Raw genomic sequence first — 13,292 nt, forward strand, 5'->3', positions numbered from 1 at the left:
GGCATCCAAGCGCTTTACGCCGCTTTTGCCTCCGGAGAACACCAGGTCATGGTGGCAGAAGGCGACGAAAAACGGATCCGCAGCCATATTTTCGATCTGGGCGAAGAACAAAGCGCCGCCGGACAAGCTCCGGCAGTGGCAGATGCAAGAGATCTGAAAGATCAGGTTCAAGAGAAACTAAAGCGGCATGTATCAGATCTTTTAAAGGTAAGCATGAAAGATATTGAGGCTGACAGCGAACTGACGGAATACGGATTTGATTCGATCATCTTCACTGAATTTACCAATCTATTAAATCGGTCTTATCAGCTTGAGCTCAGCCCGACTATCTTCTTTGAATTTCCGACATTGCGCAAACTGAGCGGCCATTTGATATCTGAATGGAAAGAAGCATTCAGCGGCTTAGAAGGAGAGCGTTTAAAAACCGCTCCAAAAGCCGGAATAAGAAAAGCTGAAGCTCCGGCGGCCGTTCATGTCAAGCGGGAAACGCCCGTATCCGTAAAAGGAAGATCAGAAGAAAAAACCGAACCGATAGCCATTATCGGAATCAGCGGTATTTTTCCGCAAGCGAAAGACATAGATGAATTCTGGACACGTTTACAAAAAGGAGAGCATTGCATCACAGAAATTCCACGAGATCGCTGGGATTGGCGCGAATATTACGGCGATCCGGCAGCGGATGCAAATAAAACGTCAATTAAATGGGGCGGTTTTATAGATGGAATCGCCGGGTTTGACCCGCTGTTTTTCGGGATATCTCCGAAAGAAGCTGAAATGATGGATCCTCAGCAGCGTCTATTAATGATGTATGTGTGGAAAGCCATTGAAGACGCGGGGTACTCAGCAAAACGGATTGCCGGAACAAAAACCGGCATTTTCACCGGCACACTGGGAAGCGGATATCAAACTTTAATCAATAAGGCGGGTCTTCCTGTCGAGGGGTATACGATGACCGGAATCGTGCCGTCCGTCGGGCCGAACCGAATGAGTTATTTTCTTGATATCCACGGGCCGAGCGAGCCGGTAGAAACCGCTTGTTCAAGCTCTTTAGTCGCCATTCACCGCGCGGTAAAAGCCATTGAAACGGGAGATTGTGATATGGCGGTCGCAGGGGGCGTCAACACGATCGTCACGCCTGAAGGGCATATCGGTTTTCAAAAAGCAGGCATGCTCAGTGAAGACGGGCGCTGCAAAACATTTTCTGATCAGGCTGACGGTTATGTCAGAGGAGAGGGTGCCGGCATGATTGTCTTGAAAAAGCTTTCAGAGGCTGAGCGTGACAGGGATCACATCTACGGCCTCATCCGCGGTACAGCGGAAAATCACGGCGGACGCTCAGCGTCACTTACCGCGCCGAATCCGCAGGCTCAGACGGATGTGCTGAAAAGCGCTTATCAAAAAGCCGGTATTCACCCGTCAACGATCACTTATATAGAAGCGCACGGAACAGGAACGGCACTCGGCGATCCGATTGAGATCAATGCATTGAAAAAAGCTTTCCAAACAGACGGGGCGCCGGGCGGATATTGCGGGATAGGCTCAGTGAAGACAAATATCGGACATTTGGAGCTCGCAGCAGGTATTGCGGGCGTTATCAAAGTATTGATGCAGCTGAAACATCGGACGCTCGCCAAAAGTCTGCATTGCGAGAACATCAATCCCCATATCAAATTGAAGGACAGTCCGTTTTACATTGTGACAGAAACAAAGGAGTGGGAAGCGCTGCGTGATGAAAACGGCCGGGTCCTGCCCCGCCGGGCGGGTGTAAGCTCATTCGGTTTCGGAGGTGTCAATGCGCATATCGTTATTGAAGAATACATGGGCAGAAGTGAGACGGAACAGCAGGAAACCCGTGAGAAAGCGTCATCTCTTTTTGTTTTGTCGGCTAAAAATGAAGAGCGGCTGAAAGAAAGAGCGCGTCTCCTTCGCGATTTTATCCAAAACGGATCATCCCGCGATATCGATCTTGCAGATGCCGCATACACACTGCAGACCGGACGGGATGCGATGGAAGCGAGGCTGGGAATCATTGCAGGCTCCGCAGAGGAACTGACTGAAAAACTGAACGCGTTTCTGATGGGAAAAAACAGCGAAGATATCATCAGCGGCCGTAAAAAACGCGAGAATAACACGATCTCCATGTTCTCAGACGATAAAGACGCTGCTGACCTCGTCAGCGCCTGGCTTGAGAAAAAGAAATACAGGAAAGTGCTGCGGCTCTGGGCAAACGGATTTGACACGGATTGGGAGCAGCTGTATACGGACAGTAAGCCGCGCCGCATCAGCCTGCCCTCCTATCCGTTCAGAGCCGACCGCTATTGGGTGCCGAAACGGGAGCAGCTGCCGCTTTCGAATCAAAAAACAGTATTATTGCAGAAAACATGGGAACCGTGCGAGGCAGTGTCTTCATCCGAGCCGTTCAACAACAAAATAGCGCTCATCGTCTCTGAAGATACAAAAGACCTTGCCGCCGAGGTGAAAAAACAGCTGAATGATGCTGACATTGTGCAGGAAAATCAGCTCATCTCTTTCTTACAGGGTCCGAACGCGGCCATCTATTCCGGGTTTATTGACTTCACCGGCTGCGGCTCCCGACAAAAGCGGCAGGACATCAGCTGGGTGGCATCGCTGCAGCAGCTGATTGAATACGGCCGCGGACTAGAAAACATGAAAATGCTTTATCTTACAAAAGGGCTTGAAGCCTTCAAAAATAAGGCTGCCGTTATGCACGGTATTGAAAAAGCGGGACTTTATCGCATGCTGCGGCATGAATACAGCCAAATTCTCACCTGTCACGCCGATATTGATCCTGAAGAGCCGCTGGAGCAGACAGCCGCTTTTATTAAACAAGAAATTGAATCAGACTTAACGGAGTCTGCTGTTTGCTATAGGGACGGCATGCGCTTCAGCTATGTTCTTCGGCAGACTGATCAGATTGAACCAGAAGCCGTGCAAACAGACCGGACTGCGTTTCCAAATGACGCCGTCCTGATGATAACCGGAGGAACGCGCGGACTCGGCGCTTTATGCGCCAAGCATTTCGTTTCCGCATACGGTGTGAAGAAACTGCTTCTGACAGGCAGAAAGGAGCTGCCGCCGAAAACCGAGTGGGATCTTGAGCAAACAGACCCTGTCGTTTCGGAAAAAATACAGCTTATCCGGCAGCTGGAATCACAAGGCGTAAAAGTGTGCGTCTCAGCAGTTGATCTGACGGATAAGCAGGCCGTCGGACGGCTTATAAAAGAGGTAACCTCAACGCTCGGACCTGTCGGAGGCATTCTGCATTGCGCGGGAATTGCGGACCGTGAAAACCCTGCTTTTCTCCGTAAATCCAAAGACAGTATTGCGCGGGTGCTCGCGCCGAAAGCAGACGGCCTTCACAGTCTGTATGAGAGTGTAAAGGATGATACGCCGGCATTTTTCGTTCTGTTTTCATCTGTCTCGGCATCCGTCCCGATTCTTGCGGCGGGTCAGAGCGATTATGCGATGGCTAATTCTTATATGGACTATTTTGCAGAAAACAATGAGAGCGGCATCATTAGCATACAATGGCCGGCATGGGATGAGACGGGCATGAGCAGGGATATAAAAAGCGGGATTTATGAGCAAACGGGATTGCTGCGGCACTCTGACGCTGAAGGTCTCAAGATGCTTGATTACATTTTAAGAGAAAGACCCGGAGCTGTCGTGCTGCCGGCACAAGTGAAACATGATTGGGACGCCAAAGCGCTGGAAAATGCCAAGCCAGCCGCCCATAAAGGAATGAGAACAGCTTCCAAACCTCCTGAAACAAAAAAACGGGAACATAACCGGATTGATATTCAATCTTGGCTGAGGTCGCTTTTGGCAAAAGAGCTGAGTATCGATGAAACGCATATGGATATCGATGTGCCTTTTCAGGAATACGGAATGGATTCTATCTTTCTGGCGCAAGTGCTGACAAAGATCGATCAAAAACTGCCGTCCGTTTCAATTGATCCGACTGTCCTTCTGGAACACCCTACCATAGAACAGCTCGCGGATTATTTAGCCGCACATTGTCCGGAAGCTTTTTCGGCAGATGCAGCAGTTCCCGCGGAGAAGGTCCCTTTGCAGAAGACGCCGAAACGGAGCAAAAAAACGGCAGATAACCCCGGGAAACGGGGAAAGGTTGCGATCATCGGCATGGCCTGTCATTTTCCGAAAGCGGGGGATATAAAAGAATTTTGGAAGAATCTCCGCAGCGGAACGGATGCCGTCACTGAAGTTCCGCCGGACAGATGGAACGCCGGGGAACACTATCAGCCGGGTGAATATCAAGAAGGAAAAAGCATCAGTAAATGGGGCGGTTTTATTCACGATATTGATCAATTTGACCCGGAGTATTTCAATATTTCAGAAACGCTGGCACCGATGATAGACCCGCTGCAAAGGCAGTGGCTCGAAGTGAGCGCGGAAGCTTTGGCCGATGCCGGTTATCAAAAAGAGGATCTCTGGGGCCGCCGTATCGGCGTTTTTGCCGGTGCAAGGGCAGGTGCGTTCCATCAGAAATTTCAATATTTGCAAAAAGACGCGATTATTGGCGCGGGGCAAAATTTTATTACCGCACACATGGCGCACATTTATAACTTTACAGGGCCCAACCTGGTCGTGGATACGGCCTGCTCCAGTTCGCTTACGGCAATTCATTTGGCCGTACAGGCTATTCAAAATGGAGAAGCGGAAGCGGCCTTTGCGGGCGGGGTTGACATTTTGCTTGATGAAAAACCTTTTCTCACAATGAGCGCGGCGAGAATCTTATCGCCAAATGGCCGTTCAAAATCTTTCGATGCCGATGCGGACGGAACAGGAATCGGAGAGGGCTGCGGTGTGCTGGTGCTGAAGCCGCTTGAAAAAGCGATAGAAGACGAAGATAAAATATACGGCGTTATTGACGGCTCTGCGATTAATAATGACGGCAGCACAATGGGCGTGACGACGCCGAATCCCCGGGCGCAGCAGGACTTGATTGAGCAGGCGGTTCAGTCAGCGGAAATCGATCCGGACACCATGACATACGTAGAGACGCACGGGACCGGTACATTGATCGGCGACCCGATTGAATTAAAGGGATTAACCAACGTCTTGTCTGCTTATTCCGATGAAAAACAATTTTGCGGTGTAGGAAGCGTCAAAAGCAATATCGGCCACTTGCTGAGTGCGGCGGGCGCGGCGGGAATCATCAAAGTTTTGCTGGCGATTGCCAATGAAGAACTGCCGCCGACTTTGCATTGCCATAAACCGAACCCCCGCTTCCAATTTAAAGATTCTCCGCTTTATCCTGTGCTTGAGCTGAAGCGGTGGAACGGAAAAAAAGAGATACTCAGGGCCGGGGTCAGCGCGTTCGGTTTGGGCGGGAATAACGCCCATATCATTGTCAGCAACGAAGGAATTCCGAAAGAGCGAAAAGCGGCCATGGAACCGAAAGGCGGCCAGACAGTATACCGAAAACAACGGTATTGGCCTGAAAAAGCACAGTTGTCCGAAGCGGAAGAAAATGAGGCGGGCACAGAAGCAATGTTTGAAATAAGCGAGGTGTGATAGATTGGCAGTTGCCACCGATCAAGTCAAAACGTTCCTGCAGAAAATCAGCCATACGAATTATATCGTCCGGGATCATCGCGTTCATCAAATCCGCGTCCTCCCGGGCGTGACTTTAATAGATATGCTGTATCGGCTCGCCGCCGGGTATCTCGGTGAAAGGCCTATAGAATTAAGACAGATTATTTTTAAGCAGCCTGTTGTAACATCTGAAGAGTTTGATAAACACCTGTATGTGACCTTTACGCCGGCGCATAACAGCTGGAAAGTTGAGATTACTAGCGAAAAAGCAAAAAACGGCACACCGCTTGGCGGAAACCGGGATGAGAATATGGAATGCCAGCTTTATTTGCAAGAAGACACGCCCCGGGCAAAAGAACTGAATATTGAAGCGTTCATGAAAAACGCAAGCCGAAAATGGGACATGCATGACATTTACGGAATTGCAAGAAGAAGCCATATTGAGCATGGCGAGTTTATGAAAAATGAAGGGGCCGTTTATCAGCTTCAGGATAAAGAAGAATTAATGGAGCTTACTCTGAGTGATTTGGCTGAAGGATTCCGGGAGAAATTTAAGGCGCATCCGGCTTTTTTAGATGCGTCCACCCTTGCCGGCTCTTCCTTTGCATTGTCGGCCCAAAAGCAGAATGACACACCTTATATTCCTTTTATGATCAATCGTTTTTGCATGTATCAGCCGTTTCCGAAAACGATTTACACTTATTCTGCGAAAAACAGCCGCACTGAAAGCGGCGCATCAGATAGCGAACCTGATGTTTATTCGGCCGACTTCACGATTTACGACAGGGCAGGGAACGTATTGGCCGAATGTGAGAAACTGACAGTAAAAAGGGTCAGACAAGCGAATATGATTACCCATCTGATAGACAAAGAGAAGCCGCCTCAGCAGAACAGAAGCGGCCGTGGTGAGTCGGAAAATTCTGTGGCCGCAGAAGACGTGTCTGAACAGCAAACGCCGGAACAAAACATGGTGACTTACATAAAGTCGGAAATCGCCAGGTTGATCAATCGTCCGGCACAGGATATTGATGTGCGGAAAGGCTTTTATGATATGGGGCTTGACTCGGCGCATTTGCTGAAGCTTGTAAAGATATTAGAGCAGACTTTTCAGCAGCAGTTTTATCCGACACTGCTTTTTGAATATTCCTCTGTCCGCCGCCTTGCGGATTACCTTATCAATGAAGCGGGCTGTGTGCTGAAAGATTCGGCCGAAGAACGGCATACATCAGACGCTGACATTGCTGAAGAGGTTCTGTTTTTTGAACCCGCCTGGAAAGATCATCCGCTGGAAACGGCGGTGCAGAACGGGCAAAAACACACCCGTCATCTCATTATCGCTGCCGATGCAGGACCCCGTCTCACCGGTGAACTCGGCATACATTGCCCGGAAGCGGAAGTGATAGAACTGAAAAGGGAGCATGAGGCTGCAGATGAGCAGTTTGGAGCAGATGCCGAGCGCATATTTCGTATGCTCAAACGGGAACTGACAGACCATCCGAAAGAACATACATTGATTCAGCTTGTATGCGCCGTTGAGAATGGAGCGGCATTGTCTTCCGCTCTCGGGGCTATGCTGAAAACGGCACATCTGGAAAATCCGGCTCTTCGCATTCAGGTCATCACCTTCTGTGAAAAGAATGAGAGATTGCCAAGTGAGACGGCCGCAATCATTAGAACAGAAGCAGACTGCTCTCATGCAGGATGCACAGACATTCGGTATAAAGACAATATGCGGCAGATCAGATTGTTCGAACGTATTGAGAAACTGGACGGGCAGACACAGTCTCCCTGGAAACAAAACGGCGTATATGTCATTACAGGAGGCCTCGGCGGTCTTGGATTTCTGCTTGCCCGTCACCTTGCAGAAAAAGAAAAAGTGAAGCTCGCACTCATCGGCCGTTCGCCGGAACAGTCTGAGAAGATCAGCAGACTGAAAGCATTGGGCGCAGAAGTTCTTTACGTTCAAGCGGACATCGGCAGCAAAGCCGAAACAGAGCGGGCATTTGCTCAGATTACAGAAACCTTCGGCCGGCTGACGGGTATTTTTCATTGCGCCGGTGTTTTAAAAGATCAATTTATCATCCAAAAAGACAGTTCTGACTTGAAACAGGTGTTCCTGCCGAAAATCAGCGGCCTGATTCATGCGGACGAAGCTTCACGGAATGAACCGCTTGAGTTTTTCGCCGTATTTTCCTCATTCTCGGCGTTGGCCGGAAATGCGGGCCAAATAGATTATGCCGCAGCGAACGCTTTTATGGATGAATATATGAAATATCGCGATTGCAGAGCGGAAAAAGGCGAACGGACCGGGGCTTCTATGACGATCAACTGGCCGCTTTGGGAAGATGGCGGCATGCAGGTTGACAGCTTGATGAAAGAGATCATGAATGATACAACAGGCACCAGCCCGCTACCGGCCGGGGAAGGGATGGCTGCACTTGAATATATGCTGCGTCTCGGCAAGCTGCAATCCGTTATTTTATACGGGAAAGAGCCGGCTGTAACTGAAAGCATGGGCCGATTGGGTCCAAAGGGAGACAAGAACGGATCTTCATTATCCAACGCAGCTGTCAAGAGAAGAAGCCGAAAACAAGAGAGACATACAGAAGAGCACGATATTGCGGTAATCGGATTGGCGGGAAGATATCCGCAGGCGGGAAGCATCGATGAATTTTACCAAAATCTGCGCTCAGGGAAAGACTGCATCACAACAATGCCGAAAGACAGATGGAAAGGTTATCCTTTCTCATATGAAGCAGATCAGTTCTACCGTTACGGAGGATTTTTAGATCGCATAGACAGCTTTGATCCGCTGTTTTTCAATCTGACTCCGCGCCAGGCTGAAATGATGGACCCGCAGGCGCGGCTGTTTTTAGAGACGGCTTGGGAAGCTTGTGAAGATGCCGGTTTTTATCAAGACAGAACGGCGCGCGGGCCATCTTCACAAAAAAGAAAACGCGTCGGGGTATTCGCAGGTGTGTTTTGGAGCCATTATGAGCTGTTCGGCGCTGAAATCACACAGCGGGGCACACCGCTGTCTATGGGCGTGACGCCTGCCTCTGTTCCGAATATCGTGTCTCACTGCCTGAACTTTACAGGGCCGTCAATGGCTGTTGATACGATGTGCTCTTCTTCGCTCACATCCATACATTTGGCATGTGAAAGCATTAAAAGGGGGGAGTGCGAATTCGCCCTTGCCGGCGGTGTGAATGCGGTCACACACCCGCATAAATATGCGTTTTTGGCGAATGCCGGATTTCTGTCTTCAGAAGGCGTCTGCAAAAGCTTCGCCGACGGCGGTGACGGTTATGTGCCGGGAGAAGGCGTCGGCGCGGTGTTACTGACAACCGTTCAAGAAGCGGAAAGAATGGGCTGTCCGATATATGGCGTCATAAAAGGCTCCGCTTTAAACCATGTCGGAAAAACATCCGGTTTGACCGTGCCTGATCCGGCATCACAGGCGGAAGTCATTACAGATTCTTTTCAGGGTGCCGGCATTGATCCGGAGACACTGAGCTATATTGAAGCCCACGGAACAGGCACGTCTTTGGGTGATCCGATTGAAATTGAAGGGCTGAGCCGCGCTTTCCGCAAATGGACAAACAAGAAGCGGTTTTGCGCCATCGGCTCTGCCAAATCAAATATCGGCCATTTAGAAGGAGCAGCCGGAATCGCCGGATTAACAAAGGTGCTTTTGCAGCTGAAGCATGGAGAAATCTTTCCGTCATTGCATGCGGACACGCTGAATCCCCATATTCCATTTTCGGACACGCCGTTTTATGTGGCGGACCGGCTGGAAGAATGGGAACGGCCGTCACATCCTGACCAGCCGAGAAGAGCGGGTTTAAGTTCTTTTGGCGCCAGCGGGAGCAATGCCCATTTTGTCATAGAAGAATATCTGCCGCCGCAGGCTGAAAAGAAACCGGTGAGTATACGGGAAGACGAGCCTGTTCTGTTTCTGCTTTCGGCAAAAAATGAAGAACGGCTATTGGAATATGTCAAACGGTATGACCGCTTTTTACGGGAAAAAGAAGTCAACCTTAAAGACCTGGCCTACACGCTTCAAGCTGGCAGAGAAGCGATGCCTGAACGGCTGGCATTTATCGTTACATCCGTTTGCGGCCTGCAAGCGAAACTGAAGGATGTGCTTGAACGGAAAACAGAAATTGAAGGGTGTTTCCGCGGACATGCTCAAAATGATATTTCATCAGCAGGAATGGCCGAGCTGTTGAAAAACAAGCAATATTCCAGATTGCTCACTGAGTGGGCAAAAGGAGCCGCCGTTGACTGGAGCCTGTTATACGAAGGAGAGAAGCCGAAACGGGTCAGCCTTCCTGTATATCCGTTCGCGAAGGAGCGATATTGGGTGCCTGTGCCTGCGGATATCCGGAAACAGACAGACGAACCGGCGGAAAACCAAAAGATCATTCTTCAAAAAGACTGGAAGCAGCAAGATCCGGCGGAGTCTGAAGCATTATCAGGAACAGTAATGATACTTGCAACTGATAAGACGAGCCGATTGGCCGATGCTCTTTTTAAAGGAAACGGCCATATTGAAACGATCCGCTTCATCCATCAGGCAAAAGACGGCGCCGATTATTACGCCGCCGCATCGGGGCGAAACCTTTACGGCAGAGTGCGGGAGTCTCTTCAAAACAAACAGATACTCGGGGTCGTCGACATAACCGCATATGACGCGGAATATGAACGGCAGGAAGAGATAGAACACGGAAAGCTTGCCTTTTTACAGCAGGCTCTTGAATCATTCCGTCATAGCGGCGCTGTGTTCAGCCAAGTGACACACCGCCTCCAGCCTTTCAAGGAAAGTAAACCTCTGATGCAAGGGGCGAAAACGGCGGGGCTGTACCGGATGCTGGGCGCTGAGTATGCCAACATTCATTCTTTTACGATAGATAGCGATTGTGAGATTGAGCATACAGAAGAATTAAGCAGACAGATTGAGACTGAATTTTTACAGCCGCGGGCCAAAAGCGGCAGTGAATGCTGCTACAGGCTGAATCGCCGTTATGTGCCGTTTCTGAAGCAGGGTATGAATGTTTCGGCGGCGCCTGAGCTTTCCTATTCGTCTGATGATGTGCTGTTAATAACGGGCGGATCGCGCGGGATCGGCGCAATTGCGGCGGAGCATGCCGTTTCACGCGGATGCAGGAAACTGGTCATCATGGGGCGGGAGCCGCTTCCTGATTCCTCAGAGTGGGCAGACATGAAAAAGGACGGCATTCTCCCGGAAAAAGCCGAGCGGATGCAGAGGTTAGCCGAGCGGGGCGCGGAGATCCGTTATTACAGCGTTTCTCTTACGGATCAAAAGGGGCTCCGGAACATGACGGACGGCATCCGCGGCACGATGGGGCCGATTACCGGCGTTTTTCATTGCGCGGGTGCAATGGGAGAACACCCCGCTTTTTATAACAAAACCGAAACTGAAATCGAAAGCGTTTGCACGCCGAAAGTAACAGGGCTTCGCGGTCTCTATGAAGCTGTTCAGAATGAGCCGCTGTCGTTTTTTATTTTGTTCTCATCCGTTTCGGGTCTGATCCCTTCGCTTGCTGCGGGGCAAAGTGACTACGCGATGGCTAATTCATTTATGGACTCTTTTGCAAATCATCAAGCAGGTAAAGGAAACGTGTTTGTTAAAGCCGTTCAATGGCCCGTCTGGAAAGAAACCGGCATGGCTGAAGGCCTGCCGGAAACACCTGCTTATCAAAAATCAGGACTTTCCAGGCTGTCTGCTGAAGACGGACTGAAGTTTTTAGATTACATCATTTTAAACGGACAAAGCTGCGGAATTCCTTATGTTCCCGAAGACAGTGAGGCTGATTTTGGTGATCTTCTGCAGGTGAAGAAATCTGAAGCTCCCGTGAAAAAAAGCACTGCCGGTGACCAAAAGGTGAAGGACATGATTCGTCAATGGGTGCGCACCGTTTTCAGCGAAGAACTGAAAATGACGGATGAGCAGATAAAAGATGATATGCCGTTTGATGAATACGGGATTGACTCAATACTCTTTGCGGAATTGGTTCAATCATTGCAAAAACGGATCAGCATTAAGTTAACACCGTCCTTAATGCTTCAATATCAAACGATTACAGAAATGGTTGACTATTTCGCAGCGCATCATGAAGCCGATTTTGTGACAAAAGAAAATGGTTTCGTTCAAGACAGGGACGTAGAGCCTGATTTAACCGCCGCCGCTGAAGAGAGAACATCCACGAAGCCGAAAGCGGATACCGAAGACGATATTGCCGTCGTCGGCATGTCCTGCCGTTTTCCGGGGGCGGGCGGAACGGATGCTTTTTGGGAGCTGCTGATGAAAGGAAACACCGCCATCCGGCCTGTCCCCGCATCGCGCTGGCATGCAACAGCAAATGCAAAGGATTATGCGGGGTGGATTGATGATATCGACATGTTTGATGCGGGATTTTTCGGCATCTCTGAAAAAGACGCGGCAATTATGGACCCGCAGGCGCGGATCATATTAGAAGAAGCGGTTCATTCCGTTTATGATGCCGGGTACGGCCAAAAGGATTTATCGGGCCGGAAAGTCGGCGTGTACATCGGCGGCAGGGCGCAGCCTTCAGCCGGTATGGAACATATCCTGCAGGCGCCTAACCCGATTTTGGGGGCGGGGCAAAACTATTTGGCGGCCAACATTTCACGATTTTTGAATGTCACAGGGCCGAGCCTTGTCGTGGATACAGCATGTTCCTCAGGGCTGATCGGGCTGTCCTTTGCAAAAGACGCCCTTTTGGCCGGAAGGATTGACGCGGCCTTAGTCGGTTCGGTGAGTCTGCTCTTATCTCCGTCCGCGCACCGGTTATTCGGAGCGCGCCATATTTTAAATGAGAACGGCGTGTTTCATATATTCGACCGTGAATCAGCGGGAGAAGTGCTCGGAGAAGGAGCGGGGGCGGTTTTTATCAAACGATTGAGCGATGCGGTGCGGGACGGAGACCGTATTTACGGCGTCATAAAAGCCGTCTCGGTAAACAATGACGGCCGGACGCTCGGTCCCGGTTCACCGAATATAAGAGCGCAGAGAGACGCCATTCAAACTGCGCTTGACATGGCGGAAAAGTCGCCCGAAGACATTGGATATATAGAAGTGAACGGAGGCGGTTCCCCAATCGTTGATTCGGTGGAAATCAAGGCACTCTCAGATGTCTATCAGCTGAACCGGAAAACGCTTCTGCCCTGCCGGATCGGATCGGTGAAACCGAATGTAGGGCATTTGCTTCTGTCTTCAGGTCTTGCGGGCTTCATCCGTTGTGTGCTGAGCGTCTATCACAAGCGGATTCCGCCTTTCTTATCAGCGCGTGAGCCATTTGAACATTATGACTTTAAAGCGTCGCGTATTCATTTTAATCGTGAACCCGTTGATTGGCATTCAGAGAAGAAACCCCGCGTCGCAGCTCAGAGTTCATTTCCTGACGGCGGGACAAATGCTCATATCCTCGTTGAAGAATACAGAGGTGAAAGGCAGCGGGAACATCACCTGGCGCCTCAGCCGCCGGAATTCAGAAAAAAACACTACCCGCTTTTGGGCGGCTGGAACAGCACGGAGAATGAAGCGGAAAAAACAAGTAATGAAAAAACAGACATTGCGGATCTTTTAAAGAAATATGAGAAAAAAGCAGAGACAAGCACTGCACCTGCAGACTCGTTTTGGCAGGTGACAACGTGACGTTTTTAAA

General features: G+C 50.0%; 2 protein-coding genes. Both read left to right on the forward strand.

What is annotated here, in order from left to right; genetic code table 11:
* Positions 1 to 5,559: type I polyketide synthase (locus AC3WTF_RS01915; RefSeq protein WP_492314166.1), on the forward strand; the 5,559-nt coding region annotated here is incomplete at its 5' end.
* Between the two features lie 4 nt (positions 5,560 to 5,563).
* Entirely contained in the window at positions 5,564 to 13,282 is a 7,719-nt protein-coding gene (locus AC3WTF_RS01920) for a type I polyketide synthase (protein ID WP_492314167.1), read from the forward strand.
* Positions 13,283 to 13,292: the final 10 nt, after the last annotated feature.

The sequence above is a fragment of the Bacillus sp. EB106-06-01-XG163 genome (genome assembly GCF_058791615.1).